The following is a 17,963-nucleotide window of genomic DNA, read 5'->3' as shown; positions in this document are numbered from 1 at the left end:
CCCTCAAGTTATGTAGATTTGATTGATCAAACAACACCCTCATATTATAATTGCCAACATGCATGAATTATCGGTCACAGAAAATATCTTACAAATAACGCTGAAACACGCCCAACAGGCCGGAGCGAAAAGTGTAACGGATGTTCATCTTGTGATTGGAGAGCTTTCCAGCATCATTGATGATTCCGTTCAGTTTTATTGGGATATGATCACAGAGAACACCATTTGCCAGAGCGCCCAACTGCACTTCACGCGAATTCCTGCCAAAATGCTCTGCCAGAACTGCAAGCAAGAATTTACCATCGAACACGGACCTATTCCCTGCCCCTCCTGCGGAAGTGTGAATTTGCGTGTTATTCAAGGCGAAGAATTTTGGGTGGATAGCATCGAGATCCAGAAAGAGGAGTAGAAATTGACAACGAAAATCGTACCGATTGTTGAAAAAATCATGGATGCCAACGACCAGGTTGCGTCCGTGAACCAAAAAATGTTGGACGATCACAACATTTTTGCGATTAACATCATGGCCGCTCCAGGTTCGGGAAAAACCAGTGTGATTCTTAAAACCATTGAAGCCTTGCGTGGAAAACTGCGTATCGGCGTCATCGAAGGTGATACCGCCCCGGTTACCATCGACGCCGATAAGATCATGGCAGCCGGTATGCCCGCCGTGCAAATCAACACAGGCGGCAACTGCCATCTCGACGCGATGATGGTCAAGCGCGGTCTGGAAGCCATGAACCTGGATGAAATTGACCTGCTCATTATTGAAAATGTAGGCAACCTGATTTGCCCAGCCGGGTTTGCACTGGGGAACCACGCCAACGTGGTCGTTGCCAGCATCCCCGAAGGCGATGACAAACCCTACAAATACCCCAACATCTACCGTGGTCTGGATGTGTTGATCATCAATAAAACTGACCTGCTCCCCTATATCAACTTTAACATGGACTACTTCCGCCAGGGCGTTGAACTGCTCAACCCAGGCTTGACCACTTTTGAAGTCTCCTGTCAAACCGGCGAGGGTATTCAGGCATGGGCAGACTGGCTGCTGGCTAAAATTTTGAATCGCTAAAACCAATGAATCAAAGAATTACCGAAGGGCGCAGGATCTCTGTTCAGGGAATTGTTCAGGGAGTCGGATTCAGGCCCTTTGTCTACACGCAAGCGACAAATCTAAATCTTACTGGTTGGATTCGCAACATTTCCAGCGGCGTTGAAATGGAAATCAACGGCAGCGCCGATGGGGTTGCCTCCTTCCTGCGCGCCTTGCAATTTTCTCTCCCTCCCCTGGCGCGCATCGACCGGCTGACAGTTCAGGAGTGCCAGCCTAACCATTACACCCAATTTGAAATACTTCCCAGCCAGTCTCAACCCGGAGATTACATCCCGGTCTCGCCTGATATGTCCATCTGCAGCGATTGCACCGCCGAGCTTTTCGATCCTGCCAACCGTCGCTATCGCTATCCCTTTATCAACTGCACCAACTGCGGCCCGCGCTTTACCATCATTCAAGATATTCCATACGATCGGCCGAAAACGACCATGGCCGGTTTCCCCATGTGCCCAGACTGCCACGCGGAATACGCCAATCCTCTGGATCGACGTTTCCATGCCCAACCGGTTGCCTGCCCGGTTTGCGGTCCGCAAATTTGGTTTGAAGACCAGCAATATCATCACCTTTCCAACCAGGAAGAGGCTCTCCAAACCACCAGAGATTGGATCCGGGCCGGCAAAATCATCGCCATTAAGGGGCTGGGGGGGTTTCACCTGACTTGCGACGCATCTAACGACGCTGCCGTACGGGAACTGCGCTCGCGGAAAAAGCGCAGCCAGAAACCCTTTGCGCTCATGGCTTTCAGCCTCGAAATCATTCAGAAATACGCCCGCGTCCAGCCGGAGGAAGCCAGCCTTCTGACCTCTCCGCAAAAACCAGTCGTCTTGCTTCAAAAACATACCGGCGCGCCGATAAGCAGCGAAATTGCCCCCGGGCAAAACACCCTGGGATTCATGCTGCCCTACACCCCGCTCCACCTGCTGCTGTTAGAACCGCAACCCGGCTTTCCTGAAGTGCTGGTGATGACCAGCGGAAATTTGAGCGAAGAACCTATCGCCCACACCGATGAGGATGCGCACCGCCGCCTCCATCAATTGGCCGATGGGTTTTTGTTGCACAACCGCGAGATTCACACTCGCGTGGACGATTCCGTTGTCCGGTTAAACCAGGGTGAGGTGTACCCCATTCGCCGGGCGCGCGGTTACGCTCCCGACCCGGTTATCCTTAATCAATCACTGCCAGAGGTCCTGGCTACCGGCGCTGAACTGAAAAACACCTTTTGCCTCACCCGCGACCAATACGCTTTCGTCAGCCATCATATCGGCGATATGGAAAACTACGAAACCTATCAGGCGTTCCAATCCAGCGTGGAGCACTACCAGACCCTTTTCCGCGTCCAACCCAAAATGATCGCCGCCGACCTTCACCCTAATTATCTGGCCACGCGGTACGCCCAGGAACGTGCCGAGCGGGAAGGTCTTCCGCTGATTTCCGTCCAGCATCACCACGCCCACCTGGCCGCCTGCTTGGCTGATAACCAGCAGCCAGCGGAAAAAACAGTTATTGGCGTCATATTCGACGGCACTGGCTATGGCACCGACGACGCAATTTGGGGTGGAGAATTTCTGGTTGGCAGTATTCGCTCATTCATCCGGCCGTATCACCTGGTATACACACCGCTGCCCGGCGGCGACCTGAGCGTACGAAAGCCAGCCCGCATGGCGCTGGCCCATCTCTGGCAGGCCGGCATCGATTGGATGCCAGAACTGCCCGCCTGTCAGGCCTTATGTTATGAGGAGCGCACCCTGCTGCGCAGCCAACTGGAACACCATATTAACACACCTCAAACCTCCAGCATGGGCCGCCTCTTTGATGCCGTATCCGCCCTGATTGGCGTGCAGCAAACCGCCAGCTACGAAGGCCAGGCGGCCATTGAGCTTGAAGCCCTGGCCAGCCAAGACCAGCCCCGTCGTGTATATTCCTTCTCCATAGAAGATGGTCAAATCAACCCGGCCCCACTCTTGCGCGACATCATCGCGGACTGGTCAAACGGAGTTCCGCTGCCGGTGCTTTCCGCGCGGTTCCACCATGCCATTGCCAGCATGACCCTTGAGGTCTGCCAGCGCTTGCGAAAATCAACCGGCCTCAACGCTGTGGTGCTGAGCGGCGGCGTCTGGCAGAATATGCTCCTTCTGGAATCAACTACCACGGGTCTGAAAGAATCAGGCTTTGAAGTATTCACCCACCGCCAGGTGCCCGCCAATGACGGCGGCATCGCGCTTGGGCAGGCAGTTATTGCCGCCGCCAACTACAATTCAATTTGATGAGGTAAATTATGTGCCTTGGAATCCCTGGAAAAATTGTTGATATTTACGAAAAAGACCAGATGCAAATGGGCAAAGTTGATTTTGGCGGTGTCATCCGCGAAACCTGCCTGGCTGCGCTGCCTGATGCCAAAATTGGAGACTATACCATTGTGCATGCCGGGTTTGCCCTCAACTTGCTCAGCGAAGAAGAGGCCAAAGAAACACTGGCATTGCTCCAAGAGCTATCCGATATCGAGGCCGAATTAGGTAGCGAAACCGGGCTGGAGACCGTCTGAAATGCAGCTCACCAAAGAGTTTCGCAACGCGGATTATATCAAAGCCCTGGCAGAAAAAATCCGCCGTGTCACCACCCGTCCCTGGAACATCATGGAAATTTGCGGCGGTCAGACCCACTCCATTTTGCACTATGGGTTAGACCAGCTTCTGCCGCCAGAGATTGAACTGGTGCACGGCCCCGGCTGCCCGGTTTGCGTAACCTCGCTGGAATTAATCGACCAGGCGCTGGCAATCGCCGCCCGGCCTGATGTGATCTTTACCTCCTTTGGAGATATGCTGCGCGTTCCCGGCTCGCATGGCGACCTGTTCACCGTCCGCGCCAACGGCGGCGATGTTCGGGTGATTTATTCACCGCTGGACGCCGTCCAGATTGCGATCAAAAACCCTGACAAAGAAGTGGTCTTCTTTGCCATCGGCTTTGAAACCACCGCCCCCCCCAATATTGCCAGCGTAATTCAAGCGCGCGCATTGGACCTAAAGAATTACTCCGTGCTGGTCTCACAGGTCTGCGTACCGCCCGCCATGCATGCCATTCTCAGCGCGCCGCAGAACCGCGTGCAAGGCTTTTTAGCCGCCGGGCACGTTTGCTCGGTCATGGGATACTGGGAATATCCGCCCATTGCTGAGCAGTACTGCATTCCCATCACCGTAACCGGATTTGAACCCCTGGATCTGCTCCAGGGTATTTACCAGACGGTGATCCAATTGGAACGCGGAACCCATATCGTTGAAAACGCCTATTCGCGCGCCGTTACCCAAGAAGGCAACCGCGCTGCCCAGGCGATGATCAACCAGGTGTATCAAACCGTGGACCGCAACTGGCGCGGCATCGGCCTTATTCCACAATCCGGCTGGGGCTTGCGGGATGAATTTTCAACTTTTGACGCACAAAAACGCTTTGATGTAGGCCATATTAAGACCCAGGAATCGGATATCTGTATTGCCGGCCAGATCCTGCAAGGGCTGAAAAAACCGAACCAATGTCCGGCCTTCGGCAAACAATGCACACCCGAAAACCCGCTCGGCGCGACCATGGTCTCCTCAGAGGGCGCCTGCGCCGCCTATTACCGCTACCGCCGAGAGAACTGAGAAAGGCAAGCATAATGACTACGATCCAATCGTTTGAGGGTCCATCCTGTCCATTACCGCTGCAACACAATGAAACCATCGTTATGGGTCACGGCAGCGGCGGAAAAATGACCCAAGACCTGATCAAAAATGTCTTTTATCCCTATTTCAACTCAACTCCCCTGAGTGAGGGTAACGACTTCGCCCGCGCCGCCTTGCCTGAATCAGCCAATCTGAAAGGCCGCCTGTCCATCTCCACCGACTGCCACAGCGTGTCTCCCATCCAATTCCCAGGTGGAGACATTGGTAAGCTCGCTGTCTGCGGCACAGTCAACGACATGTGCATGTCAGGCGCACTACCGCTCTACCTGACTGCTGGATTCATCCTGGAAGAGGGATTTCCCATTGCCACCTTGCAGCAAATTGTGGCGTCGATGGCCGCCGCCGCTCAAGAAGCGGGTGTGGCCATTGTGGCCGGTGACACCAAGGTGGTGGAGCACGGCAAAGCCGACGGCGTATACATTACCACCTCCGGAATTGGTTGGATTCCAGAAAGCAGAACGATTGGCGGGCAGTACGCCCAACCCGGCGACGTGGTGATTATTTCCGGCTCGATCGGCGACCACGGCATGGCTGTTCTCACCGCGCGCGGAGACCTGGGGTTTGAAGCGGATATTCAAAGCGACGTTGCCCCTCTCAATTTGATGATTGCCAATCTGCTGCAGGCGGCTCCCAACACGCATGTCTTGCGCGACCCCACCCGCGGTGGTTTAGCCACCACCCTCAATGAAATCGTCCAACAGTCAGGAGTAGGCATGATCTTGAATGAAACCGAGATACCGGTCCGCCCAGTGGTGCGCACTGCCTGTGAAATGCTGGGGTTTGACCCGCTGTATGTGGCCAACGAGGGCAAACTCATTGCCATTCTGCCCGCCGCCGAAGCGCAAGCCGGCCTGCAGGCAATCCAGGATTCTCCATATGGAGATCAAGCCGCGATTATCGGTGAGGTGGTTGCCCAGCCGTTAAAACGGGTGTTGCTGCGCACCGAAATGGGAACCACCCGCATTTTAGACACATTGGCCGGAGAAATGCTACCGCGTATCTGCTAATTGCTTTTCCTTGCGCCCGGTTTCGAAAGCCGTTACAATTCAATTTCTGAATAATTAGATTACCACCGAAAGATTGAGGACTTATGAAAATCGAATATCAGGAAACCACTAACGATTTGATGACCCGCATCGACATCCACAACCGTTTCGGCGGCCGCAATATTGATGAATGGATGCTGCAAATCCTTCCGCTTCAAAAGGGCATGAAAATTCTGGATGTAGGCTGCGGAGCCGGTAAGCAGTGCTTTGGTTACCACAACCATCTGCAAGGCGAATGCGATATCACTGGCGGCGATGTGAATGAAGAATTGCTCACCAAAGCGCGCACCGAAAACGCCAAAATTGGCAATCCGGTTAAATTCATGTCGTTGAATTTCAACGAACGATTCCCCTTCGAAGACAACTCTTTTGATCTGCTGTCGTGCTGCTTCGCCATCTATTACGCTGAAGACATTCCCTTCACCATCCGCGAAATGCATCGCGTCTTGAAACCCGGCGGCACGCTCTTCTCATCCGGTCCCATGCCCGATAACAAAAAAACATTCTACGACATTATTCGCGAAGCGACGGGCAAGCCCATTCCGCCTATGCCGGGCAGCTCGCGATACTCCACCGAAATTTATGGAGCCGTGAAAGATACCTTCTCCAGCTCTCGCGTTGAAATCTTCGAGAACCCGCTCACCTTCACCAATGCCCAGCCCTTCATCGACTACACCCGAGCTTCTTTGTCCGAAGACCGCAAACTGTGGGGCAGCCTCTTCCAGGGAGCGGACGACTTTGAAAAAGTGATGGAAAAGATCACTGAAGTTGCCAACCGCTGGGTGGAACGCGACGGCAAAATTGTGATGACCAAAGTAGTGGGTGGAATTTTAGGGACAAAATAACAACCATGGGACAAGATATGAATTTTTACGGCCGCCGGCTGCTCTTTATCGGCGCACACCCCGATGACATTGAGCTGGGCGCAGGCGCACTCATTGCTCATGTTGCCGGTCAAACTGAAATTCTCTGCGTAACGCTCTCAGACAATCAGAAAAATCCAGCCCTGAGCCATCTGGTAGAAGAGTATCACCGCAGCATGGATGTGTTGGGTGTGCCCAAAGAAGGCCGAATTTTGGGTCCATTTGAAACGCGCCGCTTCCCCGACGCACGCCAGGAGATTCTGGAATACTTCCTCAAAATAAACCGTGACTTCCGGCCTGAAATTGTGTTTGTGCATACCAAAGCCGACCTGCACCAAGATCACGGAACGATTACCGAAGAAGCTCTGCGCGCCTTCCGGGGCACCACGGTATTGGGCTTTGATGTCCTCCGTAGCAGCTACGGTTTCTTCCCCAATTTCCTGGTTGAAGTAACTGAGCAAGACGTGGAAAAGAAAATCGAAGCGCTCTCGCAGTATTCTACGTACAAAGACAAATACTATTTCTCCCCTGAAATCACCCGGTCCACATTGATTCGCAATGGCGCCCTAGCCGAGCGGCATTACGCCGAAGGCTTTGAAGCGCTGCGCATTGTGGGCAGCTTCCTCAATTCACTTCACGCATAACGATCAACACAGCAAAAAAGAGCATGCCAAAGCGCTGGCGTGCTCTTTTTGTTTCCCTAAAAGGATCAAGATTTACTTTTTCAAAATTCCAATTTCCAGTTTTCCATCCCGCTCGCGCACCGGGTAGACCATCGTTCTCGTTACTGCCGGTAGCGTAAGCGCTTCTCCGGTCTTCAGGTCAAAACGGGCACCGTGCCGTGGGCAGATAATCTCACAACCGTCAATGTCGCCATCACCTAACGGACCATCGTCATGTGTGCAGACATCGGCAATGGCATAATATTTTCCACCCAGGTTTGCCACCATCACCGGCCGGTCTTCCACATCAATAAACCAGCGTTCACCCGGTGGTAAGTCCGCGGCGTCTCCAAATGGGAAAAACTCGTATTGGCTGGCATCAAATTCTGTGGATTCCATCCCCATCACCCCTCATCCTCAACCAGGGAATCGCTGGCTTCACTTAAACCATACACCCCCGCTTTGAGAACCTTCAATGAAAGTAGCGCGCATTTCAGCCGCACCGGCCCCAGGTCGATACCCAGTAAATCCAGAATATCCTCTTTGCCCAAAGCCCTGATCTCATCCAAGGGTTTGCCAATGATTGATTCCAGCAGCAGATCGGCAGACGCAGTGGAAATCGCGCAGCCGTGCCCGCTAAATGCCGCCTCGGTGACGACATCGTTTTTGTCTACACGCAAATCGATGCGAATTTGATCTCCACAGAGCGGGTTTTCATCCTCAAAGCGGATATCACAAGGTTCTAATTCACCCCGGTAAAGTGGGTTCTTATTCCGTTCAATGATGACCTGCCGATATAAATCGTCCATTTTTTCTCACCCAAAAACTTTCTTAACGGATTGCAGGCTTTCCACCAACCGATCAATTTCATTCTTCGAATTATAAATATAGAGACTGGCGCGGGTTGAAGCCGGAATATTCAATTTTTGGTGCAGCGGCATGGCGCAGTGATGCCCCGCCCGGACAGCGATGCCCGATTGGTCCAGCAACTGAGCCACGTCGTGCGGATGAATATCCCCCAGCGTGAAGGCAAACACCGAGCCTTTGTGATCGGCGTTCGGGCCCAACAAACGCAGGCCATCCACTTTTTCGAGCTGCTCAATCCCATATCGTGCCAATTCTTGCTCATAGGCGGCCACTGCTTCCATGCCCAGCCCAGAGAGATAATCCACCGCCGCGCCCAAACCGATGACCTCAGCGATTGCAGGAGTTCCCGCTTCAAATTTATGGGGAAGGCTGTTGGCAGTAAATCCCTGCAAGGTTACTTTCTTGATCATGTCCCCGCCCCCCAGGAACGGTGGCATGCTTTCAAGCAGCGCTTCTTTTCCGTATAAAACACCAATGCCAGTCGGCCCGCACATCTTGTGCCCGGAAAACGCCAAAAAATCAGTGTCAAGTTCTGCTACATCCACCGGTAAATGCGGCACAGATTGCGCACCATCCACCAGCACAATCGCCCCAGCCTGATGCGCCAACGCGATGATTTCGCGCGCCGGCTGGATGCTCCCTAAAACATTCGACATGTGAGAAAAACCAACCAGCTTGGGGTTCAGTCCCAGCAAGGCCTGGTACTGTTCCATGTTGAACCGGCCATCTTCGGTGATCGGAACAAATTCCAACCGCAATTCTTTCTCCGCCGCCAGTATTTGCCAGGGGACTAAATTGGAATGATGCTCCATTTCGGTCAGAATGACCACATCTCCTGCGGAGAGATTCCTCCGTCCCCACGATTGGGCAACCAGATTGATCGATTCGGTTGTGTTGCGGGTGAAAATGATCTCACGCGCTTTTTTTGCGCCGATAAAGCGGCCAATACGCGCTCGCGCGCCTTCATATGCCTCAGTCGCTTCCTCGGCCAGCGTGTGAACACCGCGGTGGATATTGGCATTCAAACCGCGGTAATACGTATCCATAGCGTCAATCACCGCATTTGGTTTTTGTGAAGTTGCGGCAGAATCCAGGTAGGTCAACGGTTTCCCGTTTGGCAATATCCGGCGAAAGATCGGAAAATCCTCGCGAATTTGTTCCGGGTCCAAGCGCGAGCGATTCGAACTCATGCTCAATTTGTATCCTTTTTTAATCCAACTTCAACGCTCTGGGTTTTGGCGGGTTTTTCAAAGGTTCGCGGATATGCGGAGAATTGGCCGGGAACCACAAGATATGGTCCGGCACCATCCATCCGTCCGTCAGGTACACATTCTCCTGAAACTGAACGGCAACCATTTTTGCGTCAACCTGCACCACTATCCCTTTGAGCCAGCCGCGAATGCGATCATACTCTTTGTCATGGTCGCAAAAAACTTCCACATCATCCCCGACCTGAAACGAAAACTCCGGTTCGGGTGGAGTCATAAAAGGCACAGAAGGCATACGATCCTCTTTTCATCAGCAAAATTGTGCATCATAAAATTTTATCATAACCTGTCTGTGAAAAGAAATCTAAATGCCATACGACTGCATTTTATCCTGAATGGCGGTTTGAAACCGCTGCCGCACGCCTTCAAATGGAATGCGCTGCATAATCGGGTCAAAAAAGCCTTCCACAATCAGGCGCTCCGCGTCTCGTTTGGAGATTCCACGGCTCATCAGGTAGAACACCGGCTCTGGGTCAATCTGCCCAACTGTTGCGCCGTGCGTGCAGCGCACATCATCGGTCTTGATTTCCAGCCCCGGAATGGAATCGGCGCGGGCGTTCGGGCTCAACACCAGATTGCGGTTAGCCTGATAGCCATCCGTTTTGGTCGCGTCGGGAGAAACATAGATCATCCCCTGCCACACCGAGCGGCTGTGACCTAACAACGCGCCCTTGAAGAGCAGATCGCTGGTGGTGTGGGGAGCCATGTGATTCTGCTGGGTATCGTGGTCCAGGTGCTGCTCATGATCGGTAAAGAAGAAACCCGACATTTTTCCCGTCGCGCCCCGGCCAATCAAATTCAAGTCAGAAAAATTTTTCGTCAGGCGGCTGCCCACTGCGCCGAATATCCAATCCAGATTGGCATCGGCTTCCACCTCAACCCGTTCATGGCTGAAGTTCCACACATGTTCGCCCCACGATTGCAGCTCAACCAGCCGCAAATTCGCGCCTCGGCCAACATGCACTTCAAAAAGACCGCTGTGAAGCGTTTGGCCTGTCTCGTAGGTCGGAGAAGCAGCTTCATGCACATACGTTACCGAGGCGCCTTCTTCCAGGTACACCACAATATGGGAAACATACGCCAGATCGATGCCAGGCCCCCACAACAAGCTGTGCAGCGGATTCTCAACCACCACATTTTTCGGCACATATAAGAAAACGCCCATTTGCGCCAGCGAACCGGACAAAGCGGCAAACTTGCCCTCACCGGCCCCAATCACTTTTCCCATTGCTTTTCCAAGCAGATCCGGGTATTCCCTTTCAGCGGTCAGCAGATCGCAAAAGATAACTCCCTGCGCCTTCACGGTCTCATCCAGCCGCGTCTCAGCGCCGCCAGCGTACAACAATACCTGCCCGCCATGCGACTCGCCCGTTACCGATTCTAAAAGCCGCTGCGGTGGCTGCTCCAGATGGGTGAAAGCCCCCTGGGCTGGCAAAGAAAACCGGTTCACGGCCAATCCGCGAATATCAGTGCGCCTCCAGGCCTCATTGGTTCGATCCGGCATTTCGAGGTTATTAAAGATTTTCCAGGCTTCGTTCCGGTAAGCGTCAATCAAGGCGCTGCCGGAATCTCTTACATCTTCTTTCCGGAATGACCATTCTTGTTTTTGTTCTCCCCGGCTGCGTGAGCGCGAGACGACTTTTATTTGTTCACTCATAGTTCCCTGCTTTTCTTCTATGCTGTTACGATGCCGGTTAACCAACCGAACCTTCCATTTGCAGCTGGATCAGCCGGTTCATTTCCACGGCATACTCCATGGGCAGCTCTTTCACTAGCGGCTCAATAAATCCGCTCACCACCATGGTCTGCGCCTCTTCCTCCGAAAGTCCGCGGCTCATCAAATAAAACAACTGCTCCTCGCCCACTTTCGAGACCGATGCCTCGTGACCGATGGTAACATTTTCTTCTTCAATCTCAATATAGGGATACGTATCCGTCTGAGAGTCCGGATCCATAATCAGAGCGTCACAAACCACATTCGATTTGACGTTCCCGGCGTTGGGATGCACTTTGAGCAGACCGCGGTAAGAGGCTCGTCCGCCGCCTTTGCTGATTGATTTTGAAGTAATCTTGCTGCTGGTGTTGGGCGCGAAATGCAGCATCTTCCCACCAGCATCCTGAATTTGTCCGGGGCCGGCAAACGCCATCGAGAGGATCTCTCCATGCGCCCCTTCACCCATCAGATAGCAGGACGGATATTTCATGGTAACTTTTGAGCCAATGTTCGCGTCCACCCATTCCATCGTCCCGCCCTCATCAACCATGGCGCGCTGCGTTACCAGGTTGTAAACGTTATTCGACCAGTTTTGGATCGTCGAGTAGCGCACGCGAGCGTTCTTCTTAACCACAATTTCAATCACACCGCTGTGGAAGGAATCGGTGGTATATTGCGGCGCGGTACAGCCTTCCACATAGTGGACCTGCGCGCCTTCATCCGCGATGATCAGCGTGCGCTCAAACTGTCCAATGTTCGCCACATTCAAACGGAAATAAGCCTGCAGCGGCATTTCCACTTTTAAGCCTTTGGGAATATACACAAAAGAGCCGCCCGACCAGACCGCACTGTTAAGCGCGGCAAATTTGTTATCTTCAATCGGAATGATCTTTCCAAAATATTCCCTGAACAGCTCTTCATGGTGGCGCAAACCATCTTCAATGCTGACAAAAATCACGCCCTGCTGCTTTAGTTTTTCCTGGACATTGTGATAAACCATCTCCGACTCGTATTGGGCGCCCACGCCTGCCAAAAAGCGCTGTTCAGCTTCCGGGATTCCCAGACGGTCGAAGGTCTTTTTAATCGTGTCCGGCACATCGTCCCACGACTTGCTTTCCATTTCAGCTGGCCGAACATAATAAAAGATATCGTCCAGGTTCAATCCCGAAATATCCGGTCCCCAATTGGGCATGGGACGAGTCCTGAAATGCTCCAGCGCCTTCAGGCGAAAGTCCAGCATCCACTGCGGCTCACCTTTGTGCGCGGAAATTTGCTCAACAACTTCACGATCCAGGCCTTTGCGCGACTTAAACACATACGTTTCAGGGTCGCGGAAACCATATTGGTACTGCTCAAGATCGCTTAAAAAATCAACTGGTGGTTTTGAACTCATAATGCAATGTCCTTTCAGGCCATTCAAGCCAGAAGGCTAGGCGGTATATTTCTCTCGTAGTAAATCGTAGCCATGTTCTTCGAGATGCAAAGCCAGATCGGCTCCACCCGATTCAACAATCTGCCCGGCCAGCATAATGTGAACGTAATCCGGCTTGATGTAATTCAAAATGCGCTGGTAGTGGGTGATCACCAGCACCCCCATCTCCGGCCCGCGCAGTGTATTCACCCCTTCTGAAACAATTCGCAAAGCGTCAATATCCAGACCCGAATCAGTCTCGTCCAGAATGGCGATCTCCGGCTGCAGGGTTGCCATTTGTAAAATTTCAGCTCGTTTTTTCTCGCCGCCAGAGAAGCCGTCATTCAAATATCGTCCCGCGAAGCTGTGATCCATTTTCAACAGATCCATTTTCGCTTTCAAGAATTTTCGAAACTCCGGCACCGGGATGCCTTTATCTTCAGGATTAACCGCCTTGCGGCGCGCGTTGAGTGCCGACCGTAGAAAATTCGCCAGCGTAACGCCTGGGATCGCCACCGGGTATTGAAAGGCGAGGAACATCCCTAACACTGAGCGCTCATTGGGTTCCAGCTCAAGCAAATCTTGCCCTTTGAACAGAATTTCGCCGTCAGTTACCTCATACCCAGGGTGTCCCATCAGTGTATACGCCAGGGTTGACTTACCGGTTCCATTTGGCCCCATAATGGCATGAACTTCGCCCTTATTGATTTTAAGATTCAATCCCTTCAAAATTTCGGTCTCGTCAATACGCACATGCAAATTGCGGATTTCCAGGTCAGCCATGAGTTTATCTACTCCTTTACATCAATGATCGGTAATATTACCGTTTATATCGGATTATCGGTTGGATTATAGCATACTCAAATAGTCGGGTCAATAATATTTATAATTATCTAATAAATTCTTAGAATAGTTTTTTCGGATGTTTTCCTCTTTTCTGAACTTTTTTTGGCTATTTTAAGTAGTTTTCACGGGATTTTTTCCGCTATATCCAACCTAGAGGTGTCTTATGTTTTCGCTCATTAATATTTAGGATATAAATATAATATATTGACAAATTTATTTTTTCCATGCTATACTACCAAAAGCCAACATTCAGTCAAAGAATAATCAGGTTCTTACCATGAAAAGCACGCGCGAACGCATTCTGCAAAAATTACTCAAAACGCCACGTGCCAGCATTAATGAGCTGGCTGAGGTTGTTGGAATCAATTCCATATCGGTGCGCCACCATCTATCCAGTCTGCAAGCAGAAGGCCTGGTTACGTATGAAGAAGAACGGCATGGTGTTGGCCGGCCCAGGCTGGTTTACTTTTTAACCGAAAAAGGTATGGAACTGTTTCCCAGCAGCTATTTTCGTTTCTCCAATCGACTGCTGGAGCAGATGAAAGAGTCGCTGCCTGAGAAAACTGTGACGAAAATTCTGCATGAAATGGCGAAAGACATCGCAGAGCCGTACGCCCAAAAAGCCGCTAACCTGCCCCTGGAAGGGCGTTTAGATCTTGTTAAAGAGATACTGCAGCAAGAAGGCTTTTCGGTGGATTGGAAAAAAAGAGATGATCAGTACGAGCTGACAGAAATCACCTGCCCGTATTATCACGTCAGCCAGAGCCACCCCGAGGTTTGCGCCATTGACAGGACCCTGATTTCCTCAGTGTTACAGGTTCCCATCGCAAAAATCCGCTGTGTGCTGAAAGGTGATAAGACTTGCTCATATCTAATTGATAACCACCAATCTGTAAAAGAGGATAGCAAACATGACTGATGAACAGGCTCCCCGCAACCGCCCCGCCTGGGACTGCGAACAGACACACCCGCAATTAGCCAGCAAAATTCAGGATAAGCTGCGTGAAGTGGTAGATCCAGAAATTGGCATGGATATGATCCAGCTTGGCCTTGTGCGCAATTTAATGATTGGTGAAAAGAAGGCACACGTCGTCATGATCTTGACCACTCCTTTTTGTCCCTACGGACCTTCCTTGATTGAAAACGTTCGCGCCAAAACCGAAGAGGTAGTCAACCTTCCTACCACCATCGAATTGGGAGACGAGATGTGGGACTACGACATGATGGAAGAAGGCTCTGAGCCGGAATGGGGCATGTGGTAGCAAGACAGCCAACAAAAACGATTAAAAAACTGGTGAAGAATTTCCCTCACCAGTTTTTGTTTGCCACGATAAACGCGGTAGTTTGTTTGGCATCGTAATGAATTTCAACCCGCGCGCCCAATTGCATGAAAACTTCAGCAATCCTCTCTGGCGTCCAAAAATGACTTCGCATCAGTAATACTTTCTCCATCAAAGCCAGAAGCTTGATGCCCGGCCGGTGAATATTGGGCTCTTCAATAACGATCCGCCCTCCGGGCTTAACCACCCGCCACAATTCCCGCAAAGTCTGCGACTGCTCCTTCACATGATGAAGTGCATCCACCATCAATATGGCATCAAAGGTATCTTCAGTGAACCCCAACGTTTCCGTGTCCATGCAGGCTGTATTTAATTCAGAGACCTTTCTTGCCTGGCGCAGCATCGCCAAAGAAGCATCCCCAACGACAATGAAAAGACCCTTCCCCTGCAGCCATGTAGTGACCCGCCCGGAGCCGCCACCCGCGTCCAGTAATTTTGTCCCTGGTTCAAGCCGCAAAAAACGCAGGCATTCGGGAGGCTGCGAACGTTGAAATATCCGATTATAAAATGGGGCCAGCAGGCCAAAGTGATCAATCATTCCCATTATTGTTTACCATTTGCCGAAATGCTCCCAATGCCGCATCGAAACAAGGAAAAACGCGCCCACCCAATTTTTCCAGACTAGACTGTTTATCGGGATGATCCGCGACACCCCATATCACCAATTGACAGTCCAAACCGCGTTGCCGGAAGAGATCCACCGCGCCAATGGCTGCTCGCACGCCGCCGGGAGAATCTTCAAACACATGAACTTCAAGCGGGAGATCCCATTCCTTATCCATCTTGCCAACCTGTCCAGCAAAACACCAGTGATACGCCGCGTACAGCGACTTTAGATCATCATTATAAACAGACGCAAGCACCGCGGCAACGGCATGAAAAACGTTTGGTTTTAACAGCTCATTCAGGCTTTTTCCTGCCTTCCCGGCCATGTATTCCATACTTCCCATTCCAATCAAAGGCAGACTCCCCAACCCAACCAGCCTCGCCCCCGCTTCCGCTTCTGGCGAATAGAGCGTGCGCTCCGGAAGCTCAACGCCCCTGGGAGGGTAAGAAGGGCGGGCAGTAAATAATACCGGATGGATCAGTCCAGAAGAAGCCTGGCTTAAAACCCAATCACGATTCTCCGGTGACAGGTTCGAATGGTCATACATATCCAGGTAACTATCGCATTGAACTTCAGCCGGCAGGTGATAAGCCGCCTCAAATTGTTTACTGCCCAAAATCAGGTTCTGGAACATGCGCGTCAGGCTGGATTGATACACATCCGGTGTATGAGCCAACAAACTGCTGGCAAAATATTCCTGCTGTTTCAAATTGGGCAACAGTGAATTGGTTGAATCCTCCCGGCAGGCATGGTAAATAGAAAGCGAAACCGGTTTGCCGGGCGCGGCGTGTTTCACAACTCCCCTGATCTTGCTTCGGTAATCAACCGCGAAGCGATCCGCGGGCAGCGAAGCGAGCCATTCAACACAATCTTCTAAACTGATCAGAGACGGGAACTCATCCTTGTGCGCCAGCAGGTCATCTACCAGAACGGCAAGAGTAACCGCCATCATATCCCACTCATTGGTCACACCCACCGATTCAAAAATTTCTGGCAGGCTTTCCAAAGGAATTCGATCAGCCACTCCGCCCTTGCTCAAACGATAACGAAGAGCATCCCGAAAAGCCATCCGGTACCCACCCGGTGTCAGTAACACGTTGTCCATATCAAAAAGAACAATAATTTCTTTCACCACAACTCCCATGGATCGGCAATGCAGATTAATCATCTCGGAAATCGAACATTCTACCGATTGTAACCGATGCCCGCCCATTCACACAACCACCGATAAATGTCAGCGCGACGAACTGTTCAATTGTTCGCCGCGCTGAAAGGTGCTCATTCGATCTCAGAAGATTAGATCAAACCGACCTGTTTTCCTACTTTTTCAAAAATGCCCAACACCTTGTCCAATTGCTCATCGGTGTGAGTCGCCATATAGCTGGTGCGGAGAAGCTGGTGGCCTGGGGCAACCGCCGGAGAAATGACCGGGTTGACAAACACACCTTCTTCGAACAGCGATTTCCAGGTGAGGAAAGTCAATTGGTCATCCCCAATAATCACCGGCACAACTGGCGTAACTGAACGGCCGGTGTTAAACCCGAGGCTTTTCAAACCATTGCGAATCTTTTCCGCGTTAGCGTTTACCCGCGCCGCCAGATCCGGCTCTTGGCGCATCACATCCAGGGCAGCCAGCGCGGCGGCGGTGTTTGCGGGCGGCATGCTCGCGCTGAAAATCAACGCCCGCGCGTGATGCTTAACATAATCAATCACATCTGCGTCTCCGGCCACAAAGCCACCCAACGACGCGAATGATTTACTGAAGGTCGACATAATCAAGTCTACCTGATCAGTCACCCCAAATTGCCAGGCTGTGCCGTGCCCCCCGCCGTTTACACCCATACCGTGCGCGTCATCTACCATCAGACGGGCGTTGTATTTCTTCGCGATTACGGTCATTTCATCCAGGGGAGCCAGGTCGCCTTCCATAGAGAAAAGTCCATCCACCACGATGAGTTTGCCTGCATTGTCAGGAAGCCCTTTCAATACACATTCCAGATGCTCCATGTCGTTGTGGCGGAAGCGCTGAATTTTCCCATAGCCCAATCTCGCCCCATCAACAATGCTGGCATGATCATCTTTGTCCAGGATGACAATATCATCCCGGCCAACCAGCGCTGAGACCGTCCCCAAGTTCACTTGCATACCCGTCGAAAAAGTCAACGCAGCCGGCTTGCCAACCCATTCTGCCAGTTCAGCTTCCAATTGTTCGTGCATTTCCAGCGTGCCATTCAAAAAGCGAGAACCGGTGCAGCTTGTTCCAAACCTGCGAATGGCTTCAATGGCAGCTTCGCGGACTTTAGGGTGAGTTGTCAACCCCAAATAATTATTCGAACCACACATAATTAACCGATGACCGCGATACTCCACTTCTGTTCCCTCGTTTTCAGATAAGGGAATGAAAAATGGATAGAACCCTTCCTTAATCGCCTCCTTTACCGTTGTGTAGCTAAAACACTTTTCAAAGATATCCATTACAACGCCTCCATAATAATGAAAAAACGGGTTG

General features: G+C 51.7%; 20 protein-coding genes. 10 read left to right on the top strand and 10 right to left on the bottom strand.

Translation table 11 applies throughout. The features are described from left to right. The first annotated feature begins 22 nt into the window (after positions 1–22). The 8 genes from hypA (at position 23) to ADN00_RS15525 (ending at position 7,383) form a co-directional block, all read left to right on the top strand. On the top strand, positions 23–409 hold the full coding sequence (hypA, locus tag ADN00_RS15560) for a hydrogenase maturation nickel metallochaperone HypA (protein ID WP_082390212.1): 387 nt from the start codon (positions 23–25) through the stop codon (positions 407–409). 3 nt (positions 410–412) lie between these two features. Continuing rightward, the gene (gene hypB, locus ADN00_RS15555) at positions 413–1,075 is read left to right on the top strand and encodes a hydrogenase nickel incorporation protein HypB (RefSeq protein ID WP_236691526.1); all 663 of its coding nucleotides are present in this window, start codon (positions 413–415) and stop codon (positions 1,073–1,075) included. A 5-nt stretch (positions 1,076–1,080) separates the two neighbouring features. After that, positions 1,081–3,381, top strand: a complete 2,301-nt coding sequence (gene hypF / locus ADN00_RS15550) for a carbamoyltransferase HypF (protein ID WP_075063924.1) — start codon at positions 1,081–1,083, stop codon at positions 3,379–3,381. A gap of 11 nt (positions 3,382–3,392) precedes the next feature. After that, positions 3,393–3,659, top strand: coding sequence for a HypC/HybG/HupF family hydrogenase formation chaperone (locus tag ADN00_RS15545; RefSeq protein WP_075063923.1), 267 nt, complete (start codon positions 3,393–3,395; stop codon positions 3,657–3,659). A gap of 1 nt (position 3,660) precedes the next feature. Further along, positions 3,661–4,749, top strand: a complete 1,089-nt coding sequence (gene hypD, locus ADN00_RS15540; protein ID WP_075063922.1) for a hydrogenase formation protein HypD — start codon at positions 3,661–3,663, stop codon at positions 4,747–4,749. Positions 4,750–4,763: 14 nt separating this feature from the next. Further along, on the top strand, positions 4,764–5,837 hold the full coding sequence (gene hypE, locus ADN00_RS15535; protein ID WP_075063921.1) for a hydrogenase expression/formation protein HypE: 1,074 nt from the start codon (positions 4,764–4,766) through the stop codon (positions 5,835–5,837). An 83-nt stretch (positions 5,838–5,920) separates the two neighbouring features. Further along, positions 5,921–6,721, top strand: coding sequence for a class I SAM-dependent methyltransferase (locus tag ADN00_RS15530; protein ID WP_075063920.1), 801 nt, complete (start codon positions 5,921–5,923; stop codon positions 6,719–6,721). 17 nt (positions 6,722–6,738) lie between these two features. Further along, positions 6,739–7,383: a PIG-L deacetylase family protein gene (locus tag ADN00_RS15525; protein ID WP_160317540.1), complete on the top strand. Its 645-nt coding sequence runs from the start codon at positions 6,739–6,741 to the stop codon at positions 7,381–7,383. Between the two features lie 72 nt (positions 7,384–7,455). Here ADN00_RS15525 and ADN00_RS15520 read toward each other — a convergent pair whose 3' ends face one another. The 7 genes from ADN00_RS15520 to sufC form a co-directional block, all read right to left on the bottom strand. Next, the gene (locus ADN00_RS15520) at positions 7,456–7,800 is read right to left on the bottom strand and encodes a Rieske (2Fe-2S) protein (protein WP_075064013.1); all 345 of its coding nucleotides are present in this window, start codon (positions 7,798–7,800) and stop codon (positions 7,456–7,458) included. Between the two features lie 5 nt (positions 7,801–7,805). Beyond that, positions 7,806–8,210, bottom strand: a complete 405-nt coding sequence (locus ADN00_RS15515) for an iron-sulfur cluster assembly scaffold protein (RefSeq protein WP_075063918.1) — start codon at positions 8,208–8,210, stop codon at positions 7,806–7,808. A gap of 6 nt (positions 8,211–8,216) precedes the next feature. Continuing rightward, positions 8,217–9,458: a cysteine desulfurase gene (locus tag ADN00_RS15510; RefSeq protein ID WP_075063917.1), complete on the bottom strand. Its 1,242-nt coding sequence runs from the start codon at positions 9,456–9,458 to the stop codon at positions 8,217–8,219. 19 nt (positions 9,459–9,477) lie between these two features. Next, positions 9,478–9,771, bottom strand: a complete 294-nt coding sequence (locus ADN00_RS15505; protein ID WP_075063916.1) for a hypothetical protein — start codon at positions 9,769–9,771, stop codon at positions 9,478–9,480. Between the two features lie 69 nt (positions 9,772–9,840). Next, a complete protein-coding gene (gene sufD, locus ADN00_RS15500; RefSeq protein WP_082390210.1) occupies positions 9,841–11,193 on the bottom strand; it encodes a Fe-S cluster assembly protein SufD in 1,353 nt (450 codons plus the stop codon). 37 nt (positions 11,194–11,230) lie between these two features. Further along, entirely contained in the window at positions 11,231–12,643 is a 1,413-nt protein-coding gene (gene sufB / locus ADN00_RS15495) for a Fe-S cluster assembly protein SufB (RefSeq protein WP_075063915.1), read from the bottom strand. A gap of 36 nt (positions 12,644–12,679) precedes the next feature. Next, on the bottom strand, positions 12,680–13,444 hold the full coding sequence (gene sufC / locus ADN00_RS15490) for a Fe-S cluster assembly ATPase SufC (RefSeq protein ID WP_075063914.1): 765 nt from the start codon (positions 13,442–13,444) through the stop codon (positions 12,680–12,682). Between the two features lie 340 nt (positions 13,445–13,784). On the opposite strand from sufC, the gene ADN00_RS15485 reads away from it, so the two are divergent. Further along, positions 13,785–14,426, top strand: coding sequence for a helix-turn-helix transcriptional regulator (locus ADN00_RS15485; RefSeq protein ID WP_075063913.1), 642 nt, complete (start codon positions 13,785–13,787; stop codon positions 14,424–14,426). Continuing rightward, positions 14,419–14,769 carry a metal-sulfur cluster assembly factor gene (locus ADN00_RS15480; RefSeq protein WP_082390208.1) on the top strand — a complete coding sequence of 117 codons (351 nt, stop codon included), beginning with the start codon at positions 14,419–14,421 and terminating at the stop codon, positions 14,767–14,769. Before ADN00_RS15485 ends, ADN00_RS15480 begins: the two co-directional genes overlap by 8 nt. A gap of 46 nt (positions 14,770–14,815) precedes the next feature. Here the strand turns inward: ADN00_RS15480 and ADN00_RS15475 are convergent, their stop codons facing one another. The 3 genes from ADN00_RS15475 to ADN00_RS15465 form a co-directional block, all read right to left on the bottom strand. Further along, positions 14,816–15,391, bottom strand: coding sequence for a class I SAM-dependent methyltransferase (locus tag ADN00_RS15475; RefSeq protein WP_075063912.1), 576 nt, complete (start codon positions 15,389–15,391; stop codon positions 14,816–14,818). Beyond that, complete coding sequence (locus ADN00_RS15470) at positions 15,378–16,586, bottom strand: hypothetical protein (RefSeq protein ID WP_152966383.1); 1,209 nt, start codon at positions 16,584–16,586, stop codon at positions 15,378–15,380. Before ADN00_RS15470 ends, ADN00_RS15475 begins: the two co-directional genes overlap by 14 nt. A gap of 164 nt (positions 16,587–16,750) precedes the next feature. After that, positions 16,751–17,929 (bottom strand): aminotransferase class I/II-fold pyridoxal phosphate-dependent enzyme, encoded by a 1,179-nt coding sequence (locus ADN00_RS15465; RefSeq protein WP_075063910.1) that lies wholly within the window; start codon positions 17,927–17,929, stop codon positions 16,751–16,753. Positions 17,930–17,963 lie beyond the last annotated feature (34 nt).

Source organism: Ornatilinea apprima (genome assembly GCF_001306115.1).
GTDB lineage: Bacteria > Chloroflexota > Anaerolineae > Anaerolineales > Anaerolineaceae > Ornatilinea > Ornatilinea apprima.
The sequence above is the reverse complement of the archived record's forward strand: the minus strand, read 5'-3'. Positions and strand labels throughout refer to the sequence as shown.